Here is a 24487-nt window from a genome sequence, read left to right on the forward strand (position 1 = left end):
GATTTCGCCGTCAAGGCCGGCAGGCCACGTCGGGTCGCGCGGCCACGCTGGAACGCGAAGCGGGCTCTTCCGGGGATGCGCCTAGGACCACCAGCCATGTTGGAACGCCGGGGGCGAAGGCCCTTGGGTGCGAAATCAAGGAGGAGGCGCCGGCCCTGGCCGGTGCCGGGGGACATTCGCATCCAAGGGCCTTCGCCCCCGGCGCCCCGGTTATCCAACAGATGGCGCTTCCCCCTCGAATGGGCGAAGAACCTTCTGTCCCGCAGCCCCATGGCCACCGGCTTCCCAACAGGGATCCTGCTCATGGAGGATGAACCAGTTCTTTCGGGCGTCGCAGTGGCAAGACACGGACGACCGGCGTAGGCTCGGCCCCACCCTGCAATGGAGGCGTCATGGCCCGGGTCGTACTCGCATCGGCACTGGCACGCTGGCTGTCGCCGGACACCGGTTCGGCGACAGGGAGCGAGGCCGTGCTTGATGTCGACGGCTCGACTCTGCGCGAGGTGCTCGACGGCGTGTTCGCGCGCCATCCGGGCCTGCGCGGCTACGTGCTCGACGAGCAGGGCGCCGTCCGCCATCACGTCGCGCTGTTCGTCGACGGGCAAGCGGTGCGCGGCAAGGTGCTCGACCATCCGATGAGCGAAGGCGCCGAACTCTATGTGATGCAGGCGCTGTCAGGAGGCTGACATGTCCGATACGTTGCTGGTGTCCACCCGAAAGGGACTGTTCGTGCTCGAACGCGATGGCGCGACCGCATGGCGGATCGCACGCACCGCCTTCCTTGGCGACAACGTCACCCTGACCGCGGTCGATCCGCGCGACGGGAGCTGGTACGCCTCGCTGAACCTGGGCCATTTCGGTACCAAGCTGCACCGCTCCACCGACCGCGGCGAAACCTGGGAGGAGCGTGCGGTACCGATCTACGCTGAAGGACAGATGGCGCACACCGGCGACGGCAAGCCACCGACGCCGGCCACGCTGAAGCTGCTGTGGTCGCTGGTGCCGGGCGGGGCGGACGAGCCGGGCCGGTTGTGGGCAGGCACGATTCCGGGCGGACTGTTCCGCTCCGACGATGCTGGCGCAAGCTGGCAACTGGTCGAATCGCTGTGGCAGTACCCGGGTCGTGGCGATTGGTTCGGGGGCGGCTACGACTGGCCGGGCATTCACTCCATCTGTGTCGACCCGCGCGACGCCCGCTGTCTGCGGATCGCGGTGTCGACTGGTGGCGTATGGCAGTCCGATGACAGCGGCGGCAACTGGCGCCAGTGTGCCGGAGGCATGCGTGCCGAATACATGCCGCCCGAACAGAGCCATGAGCCGGGCGTGCAGGACGTACACCGGATGGTGCAGTGCCGCTCGGCGCCGGACAGCCTGTGGGTGCAGCACCACAACGGCGTGTTCCGCAGCACCGGTGGCGGCGACAACGACTGGCAGGAAATTATCGATGTGCCGCCGTCGGTGTTCGGCTTCGCAGTCGCGGTGCATCCGGAGCAGCCCGAAACCGCCTGGTTCGTGCCGGCGGTCAAGGACGAGCGCCGCTATCCGGTCGATGGCCGCCTGGTGGTTGCGCGCACCCGGGATGGGGGCAGCACATTCGACCTGCTCGACGATGGTCTGCCGCAGTTTCCGGCCTACGATCTGGTGTATCGCCATGGCCTGGCCATCGATGTCGGCGGCGACGGGCTCGCATTCGGCAGCACCACCGGTGGCCTGTGGACCAGCGATGACCAGGGTGACCGCTGGTCGCAGTTGGAGGCCCGCCTGCCGCCGATACATGCCGTTGAGTTCGTGCCCTGACGGGCCCAGGTCGGCCGTGACCGTTTACCCGGCGTTGAACACGATGCACCGATTGCCGCCTAGACTGGGGGCGGCCCTCCCGATCCGGTGGAGGGCAGGCACCCTGTCCGGAGCCCGATGCGATACCTGCCCCGAATCTGTGGATTACTGCTGATCAGCGCCGTCGTGGCGGCCTGTGCGCCGAAGGAGTCTGCTGAATCCACGGAAGCCACACCCGCGACCGCCATGGACAGTGCCGGCCGCGAGGACTTCGGCGCCACCGTGATCGAGGTGCCCAAGCCGCAGCCGCAATGGGACCCCTACGAGAACATCGCGGAAATCGACTGGACTCCGATGGAACTGTCTTCGGGACAGGCCTGGGTCAGCTGTGATCGGGACTACGCGGTCAATGGCGATGGCGAGCCGCTTGCCGAACTCGGTTTCTCCAGCATCTGGAAGCGGATGCAACCATGCCGCGAGACCGGCATGGTGCGGTTGCGGTACCGCGGCAAGGTCGCCTCCGATTTCACTGCGCTGGTACACAGGGTGGCCGATATGGGCGACACCCTCGGCATCCACAAGCGCATCCTCGACATCGACTCCAGTGGCGGCCAGGTCGAGGAGGGCATCCGTGCTGGCGACGCGATCGCCGAGTCCGGCTGGATGGTCTGGGTTCGTGAGGGTGCGGTCTGCCACAGTTCCTGTGTGCTGATCCTGGCGGCCGGTGACATGCGCATGATTGCCGGTCCGGTCGGCATCCATCGCATGTTGCGGATCGGGTCCAAGGCGACCTCGCGCGCGGAGCTCAACCAGGAGCTGCGCGATATCCACGAACAGACCAGCCAGTACCTGCAGCGCAACGGCGCGGCGACCGCCATCGCCGACCTGATGATGACCGTACCCAATCGCAGCCTGCGACAGCTGACCGCGCAGGAGCTGGAACTGTTCGGGCTGTCCGGGCGCAATGCCGCGGCGGACGACCTGGACCGCATCCGCCTTGGCCGCAAATGCGGCGAGACCTTCGTCCGTCGTCAGGATGCGTTCTTCCGCGACTACAGCCTGCTGTGCACGGCACAGGGCGAGGAGGTCGCAGGGATGGGCGAATGCAGCCGGGACCTGAAGAAACGCTACGGCTTCCCGGACCGGGATTGCCCGACCGAGAGCCCGTTGTCGGAGTACGACTGAACGGCCGGAGGTAACGGACTGGCAGATGCCTGCGTCGACGTCGCCGGAGTCGTTGACGGTCAGCCCGCTGCGACGACCTCGATTTCCAGATCATCCAACCGCACTGTCTGGCCTGCGCGGATCTTGCAAGTCTTGCGCAGCTCGACTTCGCCGTCGACGCAGACCGCGCCGCTGGCGACGATGGCCTTGCCCATGCCGCCGCTGTCGCACAGTCCCGCCAGCTTGAGCAACTGGTTGAGTTCGACATGGTCGCGATCGAGTTCGAAGCGGATGCGTTGCATCGGATTCTCAGAGATAGTCGTAGAGCCGGTAGATCCAGCTCAATTCGTGGAGCAGGGCGATCGCGACGAAGCCGAAGTGGAAGGCTTGTGAGCGCGTGCGGATCGCGACCAGGCATAGCGCGACATAGAGTGCGTTGCGGATCAGGTATTCGGTGCCGAGCTCTTCGAAATAGAACCGGCCCTTGAGCAGGGTATCGCCAAGGTCGAGTACGTAGGACAGGGCCATCAAGCCGAAGAACCACTTGCGACGCGACATGAAATAGTCGCGGTAGCCGCTGTATTCGCGCAGATCGTCCGGGAACAGAAGCGTGCAGAGCAGGAAGAACAGCACGATGTAGAAGATCAGGAAGCCGTACTTGACGAAAGTCCATTCGTCGATGTGTACCAACCGGTACTCCCACCACCAGAAATGCACCAGCAGCACGAACATCATGATCGCCCAGCCGATGTGCACCCAATACACCTTCTGTCGGCCCGGGTGCTGGACGAACTGCGCCAGCCCCTTGAGCAGGACGGTAATCGACAGGCCGAGCACCATGCCCATCAGGATCCGGATGTGGGGGTACTGCTCCATGCCATCCTCCCGGCGCGGGCGTGCCTGGATGCCTCCCTCCCGCGCTCTGGCTTCAGCGCTGGTTGGCGCTGAAGCGTCCGGGACCGAACAGAGCCAGCGCGATCGCGGAGAACAGGAACATGCCCTGCAGTTCCAGCGCCCAGCCGCCCTGGTTGTTGAATCTGCCCAGTTCGCCCATGTGCGCCAGTCCGATCGCGAACAGCATGTTCACCGCCACCAGGACCGCGCCGATACGCGCGTGATAACCGACGATCAACATCAGCGGGCCCAGCACCTCGCCGATCAGCACACCGTAGCCGATGAAGCCTGGCAGGCCGTGCGATTCGACCATGCCGACGATGCCGCCCATGCCCCCCTTGAGCTTGGCGATGCCGTGCAGCAGCACGAGCAGGCCGAGAGCCAGGCGCAGGATCAGTTTGCCGATGTCGTGTTGGGTTGCAGGGTTCATGAGCGGGACTCGGGTCGATGGTGGTCTGCGAGGGGAGGATAGCCGGTATCGGGCGCGGGCTGTATCAGCCACCGATGTCCTTGATCTCGCCGGTGCCGAGGTTCTCCGGGTGTGCCGGTTGGCGTGGCCGGCTGATCAGCGGGTGCACCAGCACCGCCAGCAGGATGATTGCCACCCCGAAATAGAAGCGGGATGAGAGTTCATGCTGCTCGCCCAGGAGCACGATGGCCAGGGCGATCGCGTACACCGGCTCCAGGTTGACGGCCAGTTGCGCCGAGAACGCGCTCATGTGGCGTAGCGCCAGCAGCGACAGCGCGAATGGAAACAGGGTGCAGACGAGGGCCAGCACGGCCAGCAGCACGCCGTCCTGCAGCGAAGGTGCGACCAGAAGCGGGCCGGCGAAGGCCGGGAACAACAGTGGCATCAGTGGCGCGAGCAGGGTCAGGGCGAGGGTCCCGGCACCCAGTTCCAGTGCGGTCACGGTCAGGGGGTCGGCTTGGTCGACCAGCCGTTTATTGAGCGAGCCGAACAGCGCCACGAACAGCGCCGACAGTGCCCCGACCGCGATGCCCAGGTGCATCCCGGCAGGCACGCCGCCGATCACCAGCACGATGCCGGGCAGCACCGCAATGCCCAGGACCAGTTCGCGCCGGGAGAACGGCCGCCGTGCCAGCCACGGTTCGATCAGGGCAGTGAACACGGTCGCCAGTGCGATGCAGGTAGCCGCGACCGAGGCGTTGGCCAGCTTGATCGCGCCATAGAAGGTCAGCCAGTGCAGGGCGACCAGCACGCCGATGCCGGCATAGGACCAGCGCAGACGGGGCGGCAGCGCCTTCAGGTTCCGCCAGACGCGCGGCACCAGTGCCAGTGCGACGGTCACCAGCAGCATGCGCCACCACACCAGTGGCAAGGCGGGCAGGGTGATCAGTTTGCCGAGGATGGCGGTGAAGCCCCACAGCAGGACGCAGAAGTGGATCTGGAGTTGGGCTTTGGTGGTGGGAGGCATGGTGATGTGCGATCGCGGATGATTCGACGGGAAGCCTGTAGCCATGGCGTTGCGGGACACGCGTGAACCCGTCCTTGGGGCTCTTCCGCGACATCCATGTCGCGGACGGTCCCGCAACGCCATGGCCACAGGCTTCTGGACATTTGGCTGGCGCAGTGGGACCGAGGTCCCGGGGGCTTGGGTTGGGGTAGGCAATGCGAGTCCCAACGCCATGAACTGACAATGATGCTCAATCGACGGGCTGCGACAACAGCCAGTCGACGAAGCGTCGCGCCGCCGGGCGCAGCCGCCGGTGCGCGGGGTAGACCACGTAGTAGCCCCAGCGCGCCTGCAGCTCCGGGCCGGGCAGCTGCACCAGCCGCCCGGCTTCGAGATAGGGGGCCACGATGCGCTGGCGTGCCAGCGCGGCACCATGACCGAACGCGGCTGCATTGAGCGCGTCGGTGGTGTCGCTGAAAGTGTGGCGCTCCTCGATGTGCGCGCCATGCACGTCGGCGGCGCGGAACCAGTCCAGCCACCCCTGCCGTGCATGGTCGGCGATCAGCGGCATACGGGCGATGTCCGCGGGGGTGGTCACCTTGTCGAGCCCGGGCAAATCGGGGGCGGCGACCGGGAACAGGGTTTCGTCCATCAGCAGGTGTGCGGTCAGGCCGGGCCAGTGGCCGGGGCCGTGGCGGATGCCGAGGTCGGGGCCGGCATCGTCGAAACGGGTCAGGGCTACTTCTGTGTCGAGGCTCAGCCGGATGTCGGGGTGCGCGGCGTGCAGGTCGCGCATGCGCGGGATCAGCCAGGTGTAGGTCAGCGAATGCAGGGTGGTGATGCGGACACGATTGTGCTCGGCGCGCGCCGCGCGAAGACCGCGTACCACGCTGTCGACGTCGGCCAAGGCGCTGCTGGCGGCATCGGCCAGCTGGCGTCCCTCGGCGGTCAACGAGACACCGCGCGCGTGGCGCTGGAACAGGGTCACGCCAAGCCGGGATTCGAGTTTGCGCACGTGGTGGCTGACCGCGCTCGCGGTCAGGTGCAACTCCTCGGCGGCGTGGGTGAAGTTCTGGTGCCGGGCGGCGGATTCGAATGCCGCCAGGGCCGGCAGCAGGTCGGCTCTCAGGGCCATGTAAGCCTCAAGCAATGTTTGTGGCTGATTGCGAAAGTATGCGCTTGTGGCACCTGATATGGTGCGGAAAATAGTCTCAAGTCACAAACTGGATTCGTCGCTCATGGCTCCCCCTGTCGCCGCTCCTGCCGTCGCCGTATCCCCCGTCGAGTCCGGCGTGCATGGAGCTGGCAGTCGCGCAGGGGACTGGATCACCCCTGTCGAACTGTGCGTACTGGGTGCGATCTGGGGTGCCTCGTTCCTGTTCATGCGCGTCGCCGCTCCCGACTTCGGTGCCCTCCCGCTGGTCGAGGTGCGGTTGGCGCTGGGCTCGCTGGTGCTGCTGCCGTTCCTGTGGCGTGCGCGTGCGCAGTTTCCGCTTTCGCTGTGGCCGAAGCTGGCCGGCATCAGCCTGATCAACTCGGCGATACCGTTCGTGCTGTTCGCGTGGGCTGCACAGCACGCCCCGGCCGGGATCGGTGCGATCACCAATGCGATGACGGTATTGTTCACCGCGTTGATCGGCTTCCTGTTCTTTGGCGAACGCATTGGTACCCGGCGTGCGGTTGCGCTGTTCGCGGGGTTTGCCGGCGTCGTGGTGCTGGCCAGCGGCAAGGTCGCCGGGGCCAGCATCGGCCTGGCCGCGACAGCGGGCGCCGCTGCGGCGTTCCTGTACGGAATCGGCATCAATCTGGTGCGCCGTCACCTGACCGGTCTGCCGCCGGCCGCGGTTGCTGCCGCGACCCTTGGCTGCGCAGCCCTGCTGGTGGCGCCGCTCGCCATCGCCCGCTGGCCGGCGCAGGAGATCGGGCTGTTGTCATGGACCTGTGCGGCCCTGCTCGGTGTGCTCTGCACCGGGATCGCGTTCGTCATGTACTACCGCCTGATCGCTCGCGTCGGGGCGAACCGTGCCTCGACCGTGACCTACCTGGTGCCGGTGTTCGGAGTCGCCTGGGCCTGGTGGCTGCTCGACGAGCCGCTGACCATGACGATGGGCGTCGCCGGCGCGATCATCCTGGCCAGCGTGGCCTTCAGCCAGCGAGCGAAGTGATTCCAGAGATGGCCCAGCACCGTGTCGTGTTCGATTTCCAGATCGACTTCAGCAATGGCGGCGGCCTGAAAGGCCACGACTTCCGCCTCGACATCGACGGCGACGACATCGATGACGCGGGACTTGCCGACTACATCGTCCGCGACATGCGCCTGCTGATGGTCGGCGCGGTGCGGATCCTCGACAAACGGATCATTGTCGAGCCGCACAAGCGGCCGCGGATCGCACCGGTCGAGATCGACGCGGAGGCCGAGGCGTTGCTTGCCTCCGCCGGCCTGCCGACCACGGACCTGGCGCTTTCGCCATTGCGCCTGTTCGGCAGCCGCCGCAACGGCGTGCTGCAGGGTGTCGTGGGCATCGAGGGCTACGGGAGCGATGCGCTGCTGCGTTCGTTGGCGGTCGCTGCAGATTCGCGCGGGCAGGGCATCGGCCGCGAGCTCGTGGAGCATGTCGAAAGCATCGCCCAGGATGCGGGTGTGCGTCGATTGTTCCTGCTGACGACCGATGCAACGGCCTATTTCAACCGGCACGGCTACGTGGAAACGCCGCGTGGGTCCGCGCCGCCGGCAGTGGTGGCGACGGCGCAGTTCGCCTCGCTGTGCCCGGCCTCGGCAACGCTCATGTCCAAGGCGCTGGTGTTGCCGAAGGACGCGCCGTCCATTCCGGCCGACGCCACGTCCTGAGGTGGGTTCAGCCGTCCCGCGAGCCTTCTTCCTGCAGGCAGCGGATCAGGGCGGTCGCGGCGGCAGGGTTGCGTGCCTTCGCCGCGCTGATGAAATAGATGAACACTTCGCGCGCATGTCCAGCCGGCGCTCGTGGTGTCTCCACATGCGGCAGGTCGTCGGGGTCCCCGCCACGCGCCCATTGCCGCGCGCGTCGCACCCAGAGCTGCAATGCCTGCTCCGGATAGCCGGTGGTGACCGGGTCCTGCGAACGCATCAGCCGTGCATATACGAACGGGCCGGTGATGTCGGCCAGCGACGGGTGCTGGTTGGAGTCGGTGAACACGGTGGCGATACCGCGTTCGCGAGCCAGTCGCAGGTAGGCGGGGTCGCGGAAACTGTCGTGGCGGACTTCGAGCACATGCCGGAGTGTCCGGCCATCGAGCGTATCCGGCAGCGCATCGAGAAAGGCGGCGAGGTCGTCGCGGTCGAACACGCGCTGCGGCGAGAGCTGCCACAGGATTGGCCCTAGCCGCTCGCCGAACTCGGCCAGTCCGCCGTCGATGAACGCGCGGGCCTGGCCGCCGGCACGGGCGAGCGCACCGCCGTGCGTGACGCGCTTGGGCGCTTTGAGCGAGAACATGAAATGCGCTGGCGTTTCCGCCGCCCATCTGGCGTAGGTCGCGGGCTTCTGCGCGCCGTAGAAGGTGCCGTTGATCTCGATGCTGCTGAGCTGGCGGCTGGCGTATTCCAGCTCACGGCGCTGCACCAGCCCCCTGGGGTAGAAATTGTCGCGCCACGGGGCGAAGGTCCAGCCGCCGATGCCGACACGGATGCCGTCGATGGCATCGACGCCGGATGTGTCCTCGTCGCCGGGCGCGAACAGGTCGCTCATCAGCGGATCGGTTCGTCCAGCATCAGCTGGCGCACGAACCGCACCGGCGGCGAGCCGTACGAAAGTACCTGGTCGTGGTAGCTCTTTAGGTCGAAGTTCTTGCTCTCGCGCTGCTCGATCTCGGCGCGCAGGTCCAGGTGCTCGCTGTAGCCGACGTAGTAGGTCGGCAACTGGGCCGAGGTCAGCTGGGCGCGCACCCATTTGCCGGCGGCCTCGCTCTCCTGCTGGAAGGCGGTCACCGTCATCAGTTTCATCGCCTCTTCGCGGCTCATGTCGTCGACGTGGATGGCCTGGTCGAGCAATGCATTGGCCATCGCGCGCAGGTTCCACTTGCGGTTGATCAGCTGCATCAGCGGATCGTTGTCCATGTAGCCGGCGTCGGCCATAACCTTCTCGGCGTACATCGCCCAACCTTCGACGAAGGGGCCGGAATAGAGCACCGCGCGCAGGATCGACGGGTGCTTGTTGGCATGTGCGAGCTGCAGGAAGTGGCCCGGCATCGCCTCGTGGATGCTCAGTTCGTGGATCGAGCGGGTGTTGTATTCGCGCAGGAACGAATCGACCTGGTCGTCGTTCCAGTCGTCGGGGATCGGCGAGACCGCGTAGAACGTCTCCAGGCCCTTGTCGAGCGGCCCGGGCGGGTCGCAATAGGCGACCGCGACGCCGCGCTGGAACTCCGGCATCAGGATGATCTTCACCGGCTCGTCGGGAACGGTGACCAGATCCTTCTCGCGCACGAACGCGGTCGCCTCCTCGGTGCTGCGGGTGGCGAGCTCGACCACCTCTTCGCGCGCCGGGCGGTCGGCGTAGGCCAGCTCCAGTGCGGCCTCGATCACCGCCTGCTGCTGTTCCGGCGAAGGCCTGTCGGGCATCTTCGCGGGAGCATCGTCCCGATCGCGAAGCACGCTTCGTGCGATTTCATACATTTCTTCACGAGTACGCCGGATGTCGGCCTCGACCCGACTGCGGATCTCCTGCCGCGACAGCGGCGAGTCGAGCGCGAAAGCCAGCTTCTCGTCGTACAGCGTTTCGCCGATGCGGAAGTCGCCGCGGGCATCCGGCACCAGGGTTTCGTCCAGCCACTTCTGGTGCTCGTCCACCGCTTCGCGCAGGACGGCGACGGCGGCGTCGAGCTGCCTGCGCTCCTGCCCCTGCAACAGCCCGGCGTTGGGCAGGATCAGCTCATCGACCAGCGACAGCACGCCGGCGTTCTGGCGGGAGACGGTTTCGGCATGGATCTTCGGTACCCGTGCGGAGTCCAGGTTCTGGCGCATCTGCGCGAACAGCGTCGGGATCTGCTGCATGCGCGCGGTGGCGGATCTCAGCCGTTCCGGCATCGGCGCGAAATCGCGCGCCATCAGCCCGTACAGGGCGCTGCCGGCAAGCTGGCTGTAAACCTGCGGATCCCACGCCCAGCTTTGCAGGGTCTCGCTGGTCCAGATGTCGTAGCGCAACTTGTTGCGCAGGATGCGGGCGTCGACTTGGTTCTCGCGCGACAGCGACGGGATCTCGATCGCATCGAGTTCCGCCAGCATCTTGCGGTTGAATTCGAGCGCACGATTGCGACCGCCCTGGCTCAGGTCGTCGATATGGCTGTCGAAGCGATGGTCGCCGACCTGGGTCGCGGCGATCGGCGACAACTCCAGCGACTTGTCCAGCCAGCGTTGGGCCAGGTCGAGGAAGTGGGCATCGGCTTCAGCGGTGGTCGACGCGCCTGTCGCCACCGCAGGAGTTTCGGGCGCGGCCGGTGGTGATGGCTGGCATGCGGCCAGGACCAGGGCGAACAGGACCGATGGGATCAGGGCAGGCGGGATCAGGGCTGGGCGCATGGCGGGCTCCGGCAGGGGCGCGAATGGCAAGCATAACCGCGGCGGGCGCGATCGCCACTGCACGCGCCGGGTGTGCCGTTGGCTGCTGCCCGATCCCACCGCGGATCCCGGCCGCTGCGCCGGGTTCTGACCGTGCTCGCCCGGCTGGCACCGCTTGCAGCAGGGAGACGACAGCTGGGCATTCTTCGTGCGCACTCCGGACGATGCCCCCGGCCGGCGTGCGATGGAACTGCGCGAGGCCACCCTGAAGTTGGCCGGCGATGCCGCACGCACGCCGACGTGGGTCGATGCATCCGCTGCACCGCGTCGCGGACCGTCCTGGCCGTGGCTCATCGCGTGGCTCGCGTCGATCGCCGTCCTGTGGTGGCTGGAACGTTGGCGCCGGGGAGTGGGGCTCGCCTGAGCGCGATGGCCGGGGATAAGCGGATGCTCCCGGCTCAGCGCTCCTCTTCGACCTCGAACTCCACCATCACCTCAAGTTCGAACGCCAGTTGCTCCACCGCGCGGCGGAGCCGGTTGGCCGAGTACGCGTTGGACACTTCCACTTCCAGTTCGTGGACGCCCGGCCCCTGGTCGTCGGGCAGCCCGGCAGAGCTCGAATCGGCATCGTCCATGTGCGACATCAGGTCGGCGACTTCCTCGATGTGATCCACGCCTTCCAGACTGGACAGCAGGTTGGCGATCGCTCGGGCGCTGTCCTCGTCGCCGGTGACGCGCATTCGCAACAGGGGCATGGCAGAACTCCGGGGGCTGGCCTGCGCTCAGGCTAGGCGGCGAATGGCTAAGTGCGCGTGATGGCCGGAACGGACGATTCAGGCGGGTAGCTGCGCGCCAGTCTCCGCTCCTGCCGGGACCGGCAGCGCATGCATGACGGCCATCCTCAACATCGCCGGTGAAATGTAGTGCCTGTGAACGCCGTTGATCAGCGCCATGTACAAGCGCCCGAACAGGTTCCGGCAGCGGACCCGGGTGCCCAGTGAGACGTGGATGCGGCCATCGTCGCCGATCTCCACGCCGACACACGAGCGGAATACCAGATGCCGGTCGTCCGCACCGAGAATGACCTGCGCGCGACGACCGTCGAGGTCCATGCGCTGGGCAAGTACCGGAAACCGGCCCACGAACAGTTGTGTGCGGTCGTTCGACAGCAGGGACGATGCGGGGCATCCCAGCGGCGAGGTGCGCAGGCGCAGGGGGCGCACAAGAATATTGCGCAGCCGCATCAGTCCGGTCACGCCTGCCGGACGGTTGGTTAGGAAGCCTTCGAGCACGCGCGCGAGCAGGTCGGTGGCGCCTGCCGATGGGGCAGGGACCCCATCCACGGCCAGCGTGAAGGTGTCATCGTGATCGAAACGTTCCGTCAATTGCCCGGCAAGCAGCGAATCGCCCGGAGCATGCGCGAGATGGGTGACGAGATGCCGATGTGGCAGCCGGGCGAGAAATCCGGTCGAGCGCCGCCAGCCGGCTGCCATGCGCCGAACCATGCCGATGCCACACCTGACAGTGGCGCACATGCGGTCGTGCCAGCTGCCGGAAGGTGCATGCAAGGACAGGCGAACGGTCGGAATTGTGCCGGCCTGCGGCGGATGAGCGGCAAGATGGTCTGCAACCCGGTCGGGAAGCAGCTCGGTCAGGCACGGGATGTCCGCACCGCCTGCGATCACGCGTTCGCGCACGATCGGATCGTCGATGCCGCCGAGTTCGTCGGTATGGCAGGAAAGTGCGAACAGCGTCGGGTGCAGGCCGTTCTCACGCAGCGGCGCGAACTGGTGCCAGGTGCCGCCACCGAAGCGGACGGTGAACATCGCATCGGGCGGGATGTCGACCTGGCGCAGCGTGCGCGCGAAATTCGACGGATCCGAATGGAGGTCCCGGTCATCGATGGTCGAAAAGCGCAGCCGCGCGCCACCGCTGCCGGCTATGGCGGTGAAGATGCGATGACCTGCATGACGATGGAATGGATGCCCCTTGCCGTCGACAGCGAACGAGTACAGCGAGGTGGCGTCGCCTTTGCCGAGATCGGTTCCGGCGAGCTTCGCCGAGGGCTCGTCCAGCGCGTCGACGAAAGTATCGTGCCTGCGCTGGCGTGCACTCGCGTCGGCGAACAACCGGTTGCCGGCACCGTGCCCGAGCTGGGTGATCAGAGAGACCTCGACGGGCAGACCGCCATGCCTGGCGGGAATGCGGACCGTCGGGAATCCTTCGATGTGACTTGCTTGCGCTGGCATCGGCTTGCTCCGTCGTCGCGATGTCGGGTTTGTCGGGCAGGTGGCGCTTCAGCGCCCTGAGCCGCCTTTGGCGAGCTTGCGCGATTCTCGTTTCAGCGGTCCCGCAGTTGGACAGAGTTCGAATGCGAAGCCTGTAAGCGAATTGACCAGGTTGTCGGACTTGAGCCGGTAGTGGACGAACTGGCCGCGCCGTTCGCTGGATACCAGCCCCGCGGCTTCGAGGATCGACAGATGCCGCGAGATGGCGGGCGCGCTCATCTTGAACCGCGCCGCGATCTCGCCGGCCGTGAGTTCCTGCGCCGAGAGATAGGCGAGGATCTCGCGCCTTGGCTGTGAGGCAAGTGCTTCGAAGACGGGACCGATGCTGGCCATGACAGGACTTAACTAATTAACTTATTAGTTAAATTATTGGGTTGGGCGTCTCCTGTCAACTCCGCTGTGCAGGCTCTTTCCCTTGGCCGTGCCCTATAGGGCTTGCGGATTCCCCTGCCGTGTCGGGATCGGCACGTTGCACAGGTCGATGTGGCCGGCCGGGCGCTTGTAGAAGTCGTCGCGGCGGTTGCGGCGGGCCTCGACCAGTTCGTCGAACAGCGCGGTGTCGGTACGCATCACCTGCAGCAGGCTGCGTTCGGCTTCCGGGACTTCGGAGGCGAGGCGGATCGACCTGATTGGCACGTATTGCGCCGGGTCCTCGTAGAAGCCGAGCGGGCCGCTGCCGCGCGGCAGTACCGACAGCAGCTCCATGCCCTCGATTACCCGGCCGACCACGGTGATGTTGCGGTCGAGCTGGCGCGGCGACTGGCCGATCACCACGTACAGTTCGCTGCCGTCGCTGGAGTCGGCCTCGATGTTGCGGCCGGCGCCCACCGTGCCGTAGCAGTGCGCCATCCAGGCCAGGCCTTCGCCGGTGTCGCGGCCGGCCGGGAAGCCGGCCGCGAAGCCGACTTCGGCTGCCCAGCCGTCCGGATCGGGCAGGGCGTGGAAATCGAGTCCTTTGCTCGCACGGCTGAATTCGGCTGGCAGTTTCGCCTTGGCCGAGCCGAGTGGTTTGCCTTCCTCGTCCTCGCCGCGCGGGTCGCCCCACTGCACGACGAAGTTGTCCTGCGAGCGCTTGATCGCCATCCCGTCCCAGTAGCCTTCGCGGGCGAAGGTGCGGACGTTGCCGACGTGCTCCGGCGCGAACGTGGGCGCGAGCTCGATGATCACTCGGCCGCTGTCGGGGGCGGCGCTGTCAATCTCCATGTACAGCGTGTTGTCCGGATCCGGGGTGCGCCAGTCGCTCTCGGCTGCGGCTTCGATGATCTCCTGCATGGTGCGCGGCTTGGCCGGCTTGTCGTCGGCGAGTGCGCTGCCCGCGGCAAGCAGGCAGGCCAGGGTGAGGGCGGTCGGGGCGCGGAGGTTTCGGGATACGGGCACGGCGGGACTCCCTGCGTTCGGATATCGAAGTGCCCGATTCTGACCGATATGCCCTGCCAGATGAGTACCACCGGATGGGCTCGGCCGGGGCGCCACGGATTGCTATATCGAAGTAATGACTAGTGGCACATCCACTATATCGAAGTCATCAGTAGTATTTGCATCAAGCTGGCTGCAAATCTGTGGAGACGCCCGATGACCGACCTCGAACTGCAGTTGCGCAAGTTCCAGAAGGAGCTCAGTGCGGGCACCGTTTCGCTGAGCCTGCTCGCGGTTCTGGCCGCTGCCGGAGAGCCGATGTATGGCTACCAGATCGCCAAGCGGCTCGAGCGCGAGGGCGAGGGCGTGCTCAGCGGCAAGCAGAGTGCGCTGTATCCGGTGCTGCGCAACCTGAGTGCGGCCGGCCTGCTCGACAGCCATGTCGAGCCGTCCGCCTCCGGCCCGCCGCGACGCTACTACCGCATCACCGAAGCGGGGCGCGAGGCCCTGCGCGATTGGGTCGCCGCCTGGCGCGCGACCCGCGATTCCGTCGATTCCATCCTGGGGGAACAGTCCACATGAACACGACCACTTTGCCGACCACCATCCCCGAGTACCTCGACCAGTTGCGGATGGCGCTGAGGGGCGCCGACCCGGCGATGATCCAGGACGCGCTCTACGATGCCGAGGAATACCTGCGCTCGGAAATGGCCGAGCAGCCGGGCAAGCGGGAAGCCGAGGTGATCGCCGCGGTCGCCGGCAGCTACGGCGCGCCGGAGGAGGTCGCCGATATCTACCGCGACACCGAGGTCAAGGTGCAGACCGCGCTGCGGTCGCCCAAGCCGCCGGTGCGCAAGTCGCTGGCCGGCCGCTTCTTCGGCGTCGCCGCCGATCCGCGCGCATACGCGTCGCTGTTCTACATGGTGCTGGCGCTGGCCACCGGTATCTTCTACTTCACCTGGGTGGTAACGGGGTTCTCGGTGTCGCTGGGCCTGTCGATCACCATCATCGGCATCCCGCTGCTGATCATGTTCTTCGGCTCGGTGCGCGTGCTGTCGCTGGTCGAAGGGCGGATCGTGGAAGTGATGCTGGGCGAGCGCATGCCGCGTCGGCCGCTGTACAGCGCGCAGGGGCGCAGCATCTGGCAGCGGATCGGCGACATGTTCACCGACCCGCGCACCTGGAGCACCCTGTTGTACATGTTGCTGATGCTGCCGCTGGGCATCGCCTATTTCACATTGGCGATAGCCATGGTCAGCGTCGGATTGACGCTGCTGGCCAGTCCGCTGGCGCTGCTGCCCGGGGTGGAGTTGAACGTGTGGATGTTGGGCATCGACCTGGCGATCGAGGCGCCGTGGCTGCTGCCGCTGCTCAGCGTGTTCGGCGTGCTGCTGCTGTTCGTCACCCTGCATGTCGCACGCGGTATCGGTTACCTGCACGGTCAGTTCGCCAAGCACCTGCTGGTGAAGAGCGCGTAGTACGCGTGAGCGGTTGTCCGTTCGCGAGGTGATCGATGTCGCTATCCAGGAAAGCGAATGGCAGCAGCTCTCCCGCACTGTGGCCGGGTTAACAGAACCCGTTTCGATCCTGCACACGATGGCGACGCGGACGGAATGCCGCGCCAATCAAGGAGAACAGAAGATGCGTCGCATCAAGGTCGTTGCTGCTGCAATGGTTGTGGGACTGCTTGCCGCCTATTCGCTGACCGCACTCGCGAGTTGGCAGGGAACATGGAACTACTACGATGAGGAGGGCGTGCTGGTCGGCCAGTGGACCGCGGGCTGTGGTGACGCGGATGGCCGCTGGGGCATGGAAACCTCGAACAAGTGGTTTTCACAGGGCTGCGCCGTCGACATGTGATTCCTTCCGGAGTAAAAAAGCCCCGCTTGTTGCGGGGCTTTCCGGTCCTGTTGCGGGGTAGTCAGCCGGCGTAGCGGGCGATGAAGTCGCGCACCTTCGGATAGACCTGAGTGCGCCAGCGACGGCCGCTGAAGATGCCGTAATGGCCAGCGCCTTTCACCTCGAGGTGCTGTTTGTTCTTCTTCGCGATGCCGTCACACAGTTCGTGCGCGGCGCGGGTCTGGCCTTGGCCGGAGATGTCGTCGAGCTCGCCTTCGATGGTCAGCAAGGCGGTGCCCTTGATCGCCGACGGGTCGACGCGTTCGCCGGCCACGTCCCACAAGCCGCGCGGCAGCAGGTGTTCCTGGAACACGATGCGGACGGTATCGAGGTAGTACTCGGCCGGCATGTCGAGCACGGCGTTGTATTCGTCGTAGAAGCGGCGATGCGATTCGGCGTCTTCGAGATCGCCCTTCAGCAGGTCCTGGTAGAAGTCCCAATGCGACTGTGCGTGGCGCTCCGGATTCATCGCCATGAACCCCATGTGCTGCAGGAAGCCGGGGTAGACGCGGCGACCGTGGCCCGGGTAGTTGGCCGGTACCGGGTGGATCACCGAGCTCTCGAACCACCAGTGCGGCTTTTCGGTGGCGAGGTTGTTGACCGCGGTCGGACTCTGGCGGGTGTCGATCGGGCCGCCCATCATCACCATCGAGCGCGGCGTCTTCTCGCCGCGCGCAGCCATCAGCGAGATCGCCGCCAGTACCGGGACGGTCGGCTGGCACACGCTGATGACGTGCAGATCGTCAACGCCGATCTGGCGGATGAAGTCCTGCACGTAGGCGACGTAGTCGTCGAGGGTGAACTCGCCTTCTTCGAGCGGCACCATGCGCGCGTCGATCCAGTCGGTGATGTAGACCTTGTGGTCGCGCAGCAGGGTACGCACGGTGTCGCGCAACAGGGTGGAGTGGTGGCCGGACAGCGGTGCGACCACCAGAACCGGCGGGTCGTCCTTGAGGTCGCGCAACTGGCCGGCGTCGTCGGTGTAGCGTTTGAAGCGCAACAGCCGGCAGAAAGGCTTGCGGGCAACCTCGCGTTCGACCACCGGGTAGGAAACGCCGTCGATGTCGATGGCATGGATGCCGAACTCGGGCTTTTCATAGTCCTTGCCGATCCGGTACAGCAGTTCGTAGCCGGCAGCCAGGCGGGTGGCGCCGGGCATGTTGGACAGCCAGCTGCCCGGGTTGCCGAACATCTTGGAGTTGGCGTCGGCCCAGTAGGTGATCGGTGCCATCCATGCGCGGCCGAGTTCGTGCATCTGGTAGAGCATCATGGATTGCAGTCTCCGGTCGACGTGCCGCGCGAATGCTTCGGCGCAGGCGGGTCTGTTGCGTTGCAGCATACCTGATCGGGATTGCGGGAGGGTTAACGGGCTTGTTTCTCGGGTTCGCGGGGCCGCAGGCGGATACGGGTGTGCAGGACACGCCGCAAGTACGTCCGTGTAGGCTCATCCGCGGCATCCATGCCGCGGAAGGTCCTGCAAACCCATATCCGCCTGCGTCTGGACAGTGAGCCGGCGGTTTCGGAGAAGCCCGATTCAGGTTCGCATGTGTTCGAGCGCAGCCAGGCCATCACCGAGCGATGGCGACAGCCACAGGTGCGAACCCAGCGGGATGAAACCGGCGGCCTCGAAGCGTTGGCGATAGAACTTGGCCGGGCGGCGCTTGAAGCCGTGGGTGTCGCCGTCGATACCGTCCTCGCGGCAGAAGGTTTCGAGGAAGGCGACGCCGCCGCACAGCTCGGCCAGGCCGGGCAGGCCGCGGTTGAGTTCGCGTGCTTCGAGGTAGTGCATCACGTCGCTGCACACCAGCAGGTCGGCGGGCGGGCAGGGCGCAGGTGTTCGAAGTCGCCGAAGCGGGCGAAGTGCAGGTTGCGGCGGCGGCCGTGCCGCGTGATCGCGTATTCGCTGCTGTCGAAGCCGAGGTAGTCCGCCTTCGGTCGGAGCTTGAGCAGCGGCGCGCGCCAGGTGCCCTCGCCGCAGCCGATGTCGAGCACGCTGCGGAGCGGACGTTCGAGGTGGTACTCGGTGGTGGCGACGGCCATCGCGACCTTGCGGGCGAGGCGGGCGCGGCCGCCGATGGCCGAATCCTTCAATGCCGGATCACGGTACCAGCGGTTGAAGTAGGCGCGGTCGTATTGCTTGTTCATGTGGTTGCATTCCTGCTGTCATCCCAAGCCCTGTGAGGGGCTGCTTTCCGACGGACCATCCAGACGCGAGCGGACACGGCATTGCAGGACCTTCCGCAACATGGATGTTGCGGATGAGCCCCCATGGACGGGTTCACGGCGTGTCCTGCAATGCCGTGTCCGCTCGCGTCCCCATGGACAGACTCAAAGCAGCCCCCTCACAGGGCTTGGGATGTCATTTTCATGGATAGCACGGCATCCTAGTGCACATGATTGCCTATCTCATCACCAAGACCGCCCACCTCGTGTTCGTCATCGCGTGGATGGCGTCGGTGTTCTACCTGCCGCGCATCCTCGTCAACCTTGCCGAGGCCGGCGACTCGCCGGAGGTGAAGGCACGGCTGGTACTGATGGGGCGTCGGCTGTACCGCTTCGGCCACGTGATGTTCGGCCTGGCCTTCGTGTTCGGGCTGGTGCTGTGGCTGTATTTCCACGTCACCGGCGGCTGGCTGCATGCCAAGTTGCTGCTGGTCGTGCTGATCCTGGTCCACTACATCGTCGCCGGGCGCTGGCTCAAGGGCGTCGATGCCGGCCACGCGCTGCCGTCTTCACGTGCGCTGCGCTGGTTCAACGAGCTGCCGGTGCTGCTGCTGGTCGCGGTGATCTGGATGGTGCTGGCCAAGCCGTTCTGAGCGGCATCAAGATGATGGTGGCTACCTTGTAGCCCGGGTAAGCGGAGCGCACCCGGGATCCGCTGCGTCAAATCCCCGGGTGCGCTCCGCTTACCCGGGCTACGGGTCATTGCTTCCGGTTTTCGGCCTGGAACGTTTCGAAATCCGGCAACTCCACCGGCACGCCATTCGCATCGCAGCCGCCGCGCGTGCACAACGCAGCACGCAGCTTTGGTGTCGCCTGCAACATGAAGTGGAAGATCGCGTTCTGTTCGACGCTGCCGCGTACCGCTTCGCTGCCCGGCCCCTGTGCCCAGATGCCGACATCGTCGCCGCCATGGGTTTCGGCGGCGATCGGCACCAGTGCGTCCTGCAGGTAGTCGGGGTGTTCGGTGTCGACATGGCTCAGGTCCGGGCGCCCATGTACGGCGGCCTCGAAGCGATCGGGTTCGTGCGGGTGCGACTTCGGCCCTTCGGGCTGTTGATCGCTGGCGCCGGCATAGCCGGGACCGTTGGCGTAGCTGAGGGTGGTGTAGGGCAGGCCAAGCGCATCCTTCGCCGGCCCGGTCGCGCCGGGAGAGACCACCTTGCCGAGGATCGGGTTGCCGCGCGCCGGGTAGCCGACGAAGTTCAGCGTGTGCGAGTGATCGGCGGTCACCAGGATCAGGGTGTCGTCGGCCGAGGTCAGCTCGAGTGCGGCCTGTACCGCCTCGCTCATCGCGACGGTGTCGGTCAGTGCGCGGTAGGCGTTGCCCAGATGGTGGGCGTGGTCGATGCGGCCGCCCTCGACCAGCAGTACGTAGCCCTCCGGATTGCGCGACAGGCGTGCGATCGCGGCGCGGGTCATTTCGGCCAGGCTGGGTTCGCCGGCGCCATCATCTGCCCGGTCGTGCTCGTACTGCATGTGGCTGGGCTCGAACAGGCCCAGCAGTGGTGCGTCGGTCGGTGCCGCCTCGAGCTGGGCGGCGTTCCAGACATAGGTGCCGCGGGGGTGGCGCCGTTGCCAGTCGGCGATCAGGTCGCGGCCGTCGGCACGCCTGCCGGTCTTGTCGGGGTATTCGGGGTCGGCCTGGTCGTCGCGCATGAACATCGCGCGGCCACCGCCCATCAGCACGTCCGGTCCGTTGCCGAACGGGGTTTCGACCAGTTGCCGGGCGATGTCGATGCAGCCGGCGGCACGGGCCTCTTCCGGCATCGCCGAATCGGCTTCCCAGTTGCGGTCGGCCGAATGGCTGAAGGTCGCGCCCGGGGTGGCGTGGGTGACCCGGGTGGTGGTGACCACGCCGGTGGCCAGGCCGCTGGCGGCGGCCAGTTCCCACAGGCTCAGTATTGGCGCCTGCAGCGCGCCGGCGCAGTCCTTGCGGGCGGCCCCCTGGCCGATGCCGAGCACGCCGGCACGGGTTTTCACGCCGGTGGCCATCGCACTCATGGTGCCGGCCGAGTCGGGGGTCTGCGAATCGGTGTTGTAGGTCTTGCTCAGCGCCGTCGCCGGGAACCGTTCCCACGCGAGGTGGTTTTCCTCGCCCGGCACGCCCTTGCGCTGGCCGTCGAGGATGCGCGCGGCAGCCACCGTGGGCAGGCTCATGCCGTCGCCGACGAACAGGATCACGTTTCGCGCCTGGCCTGCCATCGCCCCGCGTGCGGCGGCCTGGGCGGCGCCGTCGCGGAACCACCAGGCAGGCGTTTCGCCGTCCGGGCGCTGGATCGTCGGTACCGCGATCTCCACCATCGCGTCCCCCAGCGGAGGGCGTGGCTGGGACGTGCCGGCGCAGGCGCCGCACAGCGCGGTCATGGCGAAGGCGAGGGCGGTGTGTCGGAGGTGGTTCATGGCATGTAGGCGGTGGACTGAACCCGTGATTATGCCCGCGCGATCATCGTCGCCCATTGTCGGAATCCGGCCTCGTCGGGCGGGAGGTTGCTGCAATGCATGGAATGCCGGCGTTCCGGCCATGGTCTCGTTGGTAGGTGCCGACTCGGCTACTGTGGCGCGATCTTTCCATTGGATTTGCCGATGAAGCTGATGGCCGCCTGGTTCCGCATCCCGTTCTGGCAGCGTGTGCTGGCCGGTTTCGTGCTGGGCGCCTTCGCCGGCTGGCTGATGGGGCCGGCCGCGGAGACCTGGTTCGGTCCGTTGGGCAAGGCTTACGTGACTTTGATCCGGATGATCGCGGTGCCGCTGGTGCTGTTCGCGGTGATGAACGCGGTCGCCTCGCTGCACGGGCAGAAGTCGGTGGCGGCGCTGGGCGGAAGGACCTTTGCCTGGTTCGCGATCACCGCCGCGCTGGCGGTCTGCGTCGGCCTGGGCGTGGGCTGGGTGCTGAAGCCGGGCGAGGGCGTGACCGGCCTGAGCATGGCCGCCGACTACAGCGTGCGCGAGATTCCGTCGCCGGTGCAGGTACTGCTCGACGTGGTGCCCGGCAACCCGTTCAAGGCGCTGGCCGAAGGGAAGATCCTGCAGGTGATCGTGTTCGCCGGCCTGGTCGGCTTCGCCCTGGTCAAGCTGGGCGACAGGGTCGCGGGCGTGCGCAAGCTGGTCGGCGAGGCCAGCGAGGTGATGATCCAGGTCACCCGCTTCGTGCTGGAAACCACCCCGATCGGCACCTTCGGCCTGATCGCCGGCCTGGTCGGCAGCTACGGTTTCGAGAAGCTGCTGCCGCTGGGCAACTACGTATTCGCGCTGTACCTGGCCTGCGCGCTGCATATCGTGTTCGTCTATGGCGGTCTGGTGGCCGCACACGGGCTGAGTCCGCTGAAGTTCTTCCGTGGCGCCGCGCCGGGCATGCAGGTCGCCTTCGTCAGTTCGTCGAGCTTCGCCTCGATGCCGGCGGCGATCCGCTCGGTCACCCATAATCTCGGCGTCGACAAGGACTATGCGTCGTTCGCGGTGCCGCTGGGTGCGAGCATCAAGATGGACGGCTGCGGGGCGATCTACCCGGCGCTGACCGCGATCTTCGTATCCCAGTATTTCGGCCTCGATCTGTCGCTGGCGCAGTACTTCACCATCCTCGTCGCTTCGGTGCTGGGCAGCTTCGGCACCGCCGGGGTGCCGGGCACGGCGATCGTGATGGTGACCCTGGTGCTGTCGGCGGCCGGGCTGCCGCTGGAGGGAATCGGCTTCGTGGTCGCGATCGACCGGGTGCTCGACATGATGCGGACGATGACGAATGTCACCGGGCAGATGCTGGTGCCGGTACTGGTCGCGCGAGAGACCGGGCTGTTGGACAAACAGGTCTACGATGCCGCATCGAGCAATGTCGGCATGGTTGAAGGCGAGGCGGCCGAGCGCGAGGCGGCTTGACCACGATGTCCTTGAAGCAGGGCCGCCGGAACCACATATCATTCCGGTGAGGACAGGACCCGGGAGGACGACATGGCCGGTGGTTGGACCAGCGACACTTCGGTTCAGGACCAGATCGACGCAACTGTCGAAGACGCGATCAAGCGTGCGCGCAGCCAGCTCGCGCGTGGCCCGGGCCTGAGCCATTGCGAGGAGTGCGACGCGCCGATTCCCGAGGCACGGCGCAAGGCCGTGCCCGGCGTGCGGCTGTGTGTCGCCTGCCAGGAGGCCGAGGACGAGGCCGGACGGGCCGCCTCCGGTTTCAACCGTCGCGGCAGCAAGGACAGTCAGCTCAGATAGATCGCAGGTCCGCGTGGGAGCAACTCGACTTCAGGGGCGCCTTGGGCGCGAGGCTTTTCCCGTGTTCGTTCATCGCGGCCAAAGCCATTCCTGCCAGACATTTGGTTCTTCGCCCGATCTCGGGGAAAGCGCCGGGTCTGTTGGATGACCGGGGCGCCGGGGGACATTCGCCGTCAAGGCCGGCAGGTCGCTTCGGGACAGCCAGGTAGCGACGAAACCCGGCGATCGAACGCAAGCGGCAGCGTCCATGCCTTTGAAGGCGAGTTCCCCCTCACCTGGGAGAAGAACCAAGCATTTCCGTGGTTCAGATCCGGGAGTAGTTCCACGACTGCATGCGCCCGTCGCGATACGGCATCACGCCGTGGAACGGGCGTGGGTCGTCGTCGAACACCATCGGCAGGAAGTGGCGGTCGCCTTCCCACATCGGCAGTCCGTTCAGGCGGTCCAGCGGCACCCACTCCAGCGTGCCCTCCGGGTTGCGCTCGAACGGGGTACCGGTGAACGCGGTGATCAGGAACACGAAGCCGAGCCAGTCCTCTCCGTGCTTGCCGAAGCCGGGCCAGCTGATCGTGCCGCGCAGTTGCAGCGCGGTGCAGTCGATACCGGCCTCCTCGTGGATCTCGCGGCGCATGCCGGCGAGCACGTTCTCTTCCGGCTCAAGCTTGCCGCCCAGGCCGTTGTACTTGCCGAGCTGATGGTCCTCGGGCCGCGCGTTGCGGTGGACCATCAACACTTCGCGGCCGTCGGGCGAGAGCACGTAGCCGAGGGTGGCGACGATCGGGGTGTAGGGCATCAACGGCTCTCCGCGTCGCGCTGTTTGGCGATCGCCTCATCGAAGGCGTTTTCGGCGGTGTTCGCGTAATCGGCACAGCTCATCGGCTTCGGCAGCCGATTGTCGGCGTCCTGCGGGGTCCAGCCGCTGCCGCCCGGGTGCGGAGTGATCAGCAGGTCGCAGGGCAGGGCACGCATCACCGCGTAGCCGCGGCGGTAGTCGTCGACGATGTGCGGATAGCGCGGGTTGTCGAGCAGGCGGTAGCCGGGCGTGCTGACGCTGTCGGCATAGGCGATGCGCAGCGGTTGGTCGTCGCGGTTGTCGGTCCAGGTCCAGCTCGTCGAACCGGGCGTGTGCGCGGGGGTGAAGTGGGCCTGGAAACGGATGCCACCCAGCTCGACCACCTCGCCGTCCATCACGATCCGCCCGGCCTGCGTCGGCGGGTAGAGCAGGTCGTCGCCGAAGTGGATGTCGTCGCTGCCGCCGCGCGCGAGCAGCACCGCCGACTCGGCGTTGCTGACCAGCATCGCGCCGGTCGCGCGCTGCACCGCCGCCAGCGGGCCGACGTGATCGGCATGGGCGTGGCTGTGCAGGATGTATTTCACTTCCGATGGCTTCACGCCGGCCTTGGCCATGTTGGCGAGCAGCATGTCGGCTGCCTGCGGCATGCCACCGTCGATCAGCACCGCACCTTCACCGGTCTTGACCAGTAATGCGCTGAGTCCGGCGGTGCCGATGTACCAGGTGCGGTCGGCGATCCGGAATGGCTCGATCGGCTGCAGCCAGCTTTCATGGACGGTGTAGGCCTTGAGCTGCGGCAACGGCGGCACCGCTTCGGTGGCGGTGGCATCGAAGGCGGTGGCAAGCGAGGCGGTCAGTACAAGCGCAGGCAGGCAGTGACGCATCGGGCGTGGTTCCGTGCTGGGGGCACAACAGTTTCGTCGATCCGCTCTGCCGCGGC

27 protein-coding genes and 1 pseudogene are annotated in these 24487 nt (G+C 66.5%); 12 read left to right on the top strand and 16 right to left on the bottom strand.

All coding sequences use genetic code 11. The features are described from left to right. The first annotated feature begins 392 nt into the window (after positions 1–392). From FKV23_RS05260 to FKV23_RS05270, 3 genes are all read left to right on the top strand, one after another. Positions 393–686 (top strand): MoaD/ThiS family protein, encoded by a 294-nt coding sequence (locus tag FKV23_RS05260; protein ID WP_141622906.1) that lies wholly within the window; start codon positions 393–395, stop codon positions 684–686. A 1-nt stretch (position 687) separates the two neighbouring features. Next, complete coding sequence (locus FKV23_RS05265) at positions 688–1797, top strand: WD40/YVTN/BNR-like repeat-containing protein (RefSeq protein ID WP_141622907.1); 1110 nt, start codon at positions 688–690, stop codon at positions 1795–1797. Between the two features lie 225 nt (positions 1798–2022). Then, complete coding sequence (locus FKV23_RS05270) at positions 2023–2961, top strand: COG3904 family protein (protein WP_167284986.1); 939 nt, start codon at positions 2023–2025, stop codon at positions 2959–2961. Between the two features lie 59 nt (positions 2962–3020). Here the strand turns inward: FKV23_RS05270 and FKV23_RS05275 are convergent, their stop codons facing one another. The 5 genes from FKV23_RS05275 to FKV23_RS05295 all read right to left on the bottom strand — a co-directional run bounded on the left by FKV23_RS05275 (position 3021) and on the right by FKV23_RS05295 (position 6384). Then, the gene (locus FKV23_RS05275; protein ID WP_141622909.1) at positions 3021–3242 is read right to left on the bottom strand and encodes an RNA-binding S4 domain-containing protein; all 222 of its coding nucleotides are present in this window, start codon (positions 3240–3242) and stop codon (positions 3021–3023) included. Between the two features lie 7 nt (positions 3243–3249). Further along, positions 3250–3816 carry a hypothetical protein gene (locus FKV23_RS05280; protein WP_141622910.1) on the bottom strand — a complete coding sequence of 189 codons (567 nt, stop codon included), beginning with the start codon at positions 3814–3816 and terminating at the stop codon, positions 3250–3252. A gap of 52 nt (positions 3817–3868) precedes the next feature. Beyond that, positions 3869–4264 (bottom strand): DoxX family protein, encoded by a 396-nt coding sequence (locus FKV23_RS05285; RefSeq protein WP_141622911.1) that lies wholly within the window; start codon positions 4262–4264, stop codon positions 3869–3871. A gap of 64 nt (positions 4265–4328) precedes the next feature. Continuing rightward, positions 4329–5270, bottom strand: a complete 942-nt coding sequence (locus FKV23_RS05290) for a DMT family transporter (protein WP_141622912.1) — start codon at positions 5268–5270, stop codon at positions 4329–4331. A gap of 229 nt (positions 5271–5499) precedes the next feature. After that, a complete protein-coding gene (locus FKV23_RS05295) occupies positions 5500–6384 on the bottom strand; it encodes a LysR substrate-binding domain-containing protein (protein ID WP_141622913.1) in 885 nt (294 codons plus the stop codon). Positions 6385–6487: 103 nt separating this feature from the next. On the opposite strand from FKV23_RS05295, the gene FKV23_RS05300 reads away from it, so the two are divergent. After that, on the top strand, positions 6488–7414 hold the full coding sequence (locus tag FKV23_RS05300) for a DMT family transporter (protein WP_141622914.1): 927 nt from the start codon (positions 6488–6490) through the stop codon (positions 7412–7414). 8 nt (positions 7415–7422) lie between these two features. Beyond that, positions 7423–8097, top strand: coding sequence for an arsenic resistance N-acetyltransferase ArsN2 (gene arsN2, locus FKV23_RS05305; protein WP_208543245.1), 675 nt, complete (start codon positions 7423–7425; stop codon positions 8095–8097). Positions 8098–8104: 7 nt separating this feature from the next. Here the strand turns inward: arsN2 and FKV23_RS05310 are convergent, their stop codons facing one another. Continuing rightward, positions 8105–8971, bottom strand: a complete 867-nt coding sequence (locus FKV23_RS05310; RefSeq protein WP_141622915.1) for a DUF72 domain-containing protein — start codon at positions 8969–8971, stop codon at positions 8105–8107. Beyond that, positions 8971–10800, bottom strand: a complete 1830-nt coding sequence (locus FKV23_RS05315; RefSeq protein WP_141622916.1) for a DUF885 domain-containing protein — start codon at positions 10798–10800, stop codon at positions 8971–8973. The genes FKV23_RS05310 and FKV23_RS05315 overlap by 1 nt, the downstream gene beginning before the upstream one ends. Before the next feature lie 154 nt (positions 10801–10954). On the opposite strand from FKV23_RS05315, the gene FKV23_RS05320 reads away from it, so the two are divergent. Further along, a complete protein-coding gene (locus FKV23_RS05320) occupies positions 10955–11203 on the top strand; it encodes a hypothetical protein (RefSeq protein ID WP_141622917.1) in 249 nt (82 codons plus the stop codon). Between the two features lie 34 nt (positions 11204–11237). Here FKV23_RS05320 and FKV23_RS05325 read toward each other — a convergent pair whose 3' ends face one another. From FKV23_RS05325 to FKV23_RS05340, 4 genes are all read right to left on the bottom strand, one after another. Continuing rightward, positions 11238–11534, bottom strand: a complete 297-nt coding sequence (locus FKV23_RS05325) for a hypothetical protein (RefSeq protein WP_141622918.1) — start codon at positions 11532–11534, stop codon at positions 11238–11240. Between the two features lie 78 nt (positions 11535–11612). Continuing rightward, positions 11613–12908, bottom strand: coding sequence for a DUF2867 domain-containing protein (locus tag FKV23_RS05330; RefSeq protein WP_341867573.1), 1296 nt, complete (start codon positions 12906–12908; stop codon positions 11613–11615). Between the two features lie 168 nt (positions 12909–13076). Further along, positions 13077–13400, bottom strand: coding sequence for a metalloregulator ArsR/SmtB family transcription factor (locus tag FKV23_RS05335; RefSeq protein WP_141622920.1), 324 nt, complete (start codon positions 13398–13400; stop codon positions 13077–13079). Between the two features lie 93 nt (positions 13401–13493). After that, positions 13494–14339: a peptidylprolyl isomerase gene (locus tag FKV23_RS05340; RefSeq protein ID WP_141625063.1), complete on the bottom strand. Its 846-nt coding sequence runs from the start codon at positions 14337–14339 to the stop codon at positions 13494–13496. A gap of 300 nt (positions 14340–14639) precedes the next feature. On the opposite strand from FKV23_RS05340, the gene FKV23_RS05345 reads away from it, so the two are divergent. The 3 genes from FKV23_RS05345 to FKV23_RS05355 are packed head-to-tail and all read left to right on the top strand — an operon-like array spanning position 14640 to position 16283. Continuing rightward, complete coding sequence (locus tag FKV23_RS05345; RefSeq protein ID WP_141622921.1) at positions 14640–15005, top strand: PadR family transcriptional regulator; 366 nt, start codon at positions 14640–14642, stop codon at positions 15003–15005. Next, on the top strand, positions 15002–15901 hold the full coding sequence (locus FKV23_RS05350; RefSeq protein ID WP_141622922.1) for a sensor domain-containing protein: 900 nt from the start codon (positions 15002–15004) through the stop codon (positions 15899–15901). The genes FKV23_RS05345 and FKV23_RS05350 overlap by 4 nt, the downstream gene beginning before the upstream one ends. Positions 15902–15929: 28 nt before the next feature. Then, positions 15930–16283, top strand: a complete 354-nt coding sequence (locus tag FKV23_RS05355) for a DUF6289 family protein (protein ID WP_141622923.1) — start codon at positions 15930–15932, stop codon at positions 16281–16283. A 61-nt stretch (positions 16284–16344) separates the two neighbouring features. On the opposite strand, the gene FKV23_RS05360 is transcribed toward FKV23_RS05355, so the two are convergent. Then, a complete protein-coding gene (locus FKV23_RS05360) occupies positions 16345–17589 on the bottom strand; it encodes a polyhydroxyalkanoate depolymerase (protein ID WP_141625064.1) in 1245 nt (414 codons plus the stop codon). 267 nt (positions 17590–17856) lie between these two features. Beyond that, positions 17857–18467, bottom strand: a pseudogene (locus tag FKV23_RS05365) (class I SAM-dependent DNA methyltransferase). A 248-nt stretch (positions 18468–18715) separates the two neighbouring features. Between FKV23_RS05365 and FKV23_RS05370 the strand changes: the two are divergent. After that, complete coding sequence (locus FKV23_RS05370; RefSeq protein WP_141622924.1) at positions 18716–19138, top strand: CopD family protein; 423 nt, start codon at positions 18716–18718, stop codon at positions 19136–19138. A 106-nt stretch (positions 19139–19244) separates the two neighbouring features. Here the strand turns inward: FKV23_RS05370 and FKV23_RS05375 are convergent, their stop codons facing one another. Next, positions 19245–20945, bottom strand: coding sequence for an alkaline phosphatase (locus FKV23_RS05375; protein ID WP_141622925.1), 1701 nt, complete (start codon positions 20943–20945; stop codon positions 19245–19247). A gap of 183 nt (positions 20946–21128) precedes the next feature. Here FKV23_RS05375 and FKV23_RS05380 point away from each other — a divergent pair, with 183 nt between their 5' ends. Together FKV23_RS05380 and FKV23_RS05385 are read left to right on the top strand one after the other, a co-directional pair. Continuing rightward, on the top strand, positions 21129–22415 hold the full coding sequence (locus FKV23_RS05380) for a dicarboxylate/amino acid:cation symporter (protein WP_141622926.1): 1287 nt from the start codon (positions 21129–21131) through the stop codon (positions 22413–22415). Between the two features lie 72 nt (positions 22416–22487). Further along, positions 22488–22754, top strand: a complete 267-nt coding sequence (locus tag FKV23_RS05385; protein ID WP_141622927.1) for a DksA/TraR family C4-type zinc finger protein — start codon at positions 22488–22490, stop codon at positions 22752–22754. Positions 22755–23058: 304 nt separating this feature from the next. Here the strand turns inward: FKV23_RS05385 and FKV23_RS05390 are convergent, their stop codons facing one another. Next, positions 23059–23547, bottom strand: coding sequence for an NUDIX hydrolase (locus FKV23_RS05390; RefSeq protein ID WP_141622928.1), 489 nt, complete (start codon positions 23545–23547; stop codon positions 23059–23061). Continuing rightward, complete coding sequence (bla, locus tag FKV23_RS05395) at positions 23547–24431, bottom strand: subclass B3 metallo-beta-lactamase (protein ID WP_141622929.1); 885 nt, start codon at positions 24429–24431, stop codon at positions 23547–23549. The genes FKV23_RS05390 and bla overlap by 1 nt, the downstream gene beginning before the upstream one ends. Positions 24432–24487: the final 56 nt, after the last annotated feature.

The sequence above is a fragment of the Lysobacter alkalisoli genome (assembly GCF_006547045.1).
Classification (GTDB): Bacteria; Pseudomonadota; Gammaproteobacteria; order Xanthomonadales; family Xanthomonadaceae; genus Marilutibacter; species Marilutibacter alkalisoli.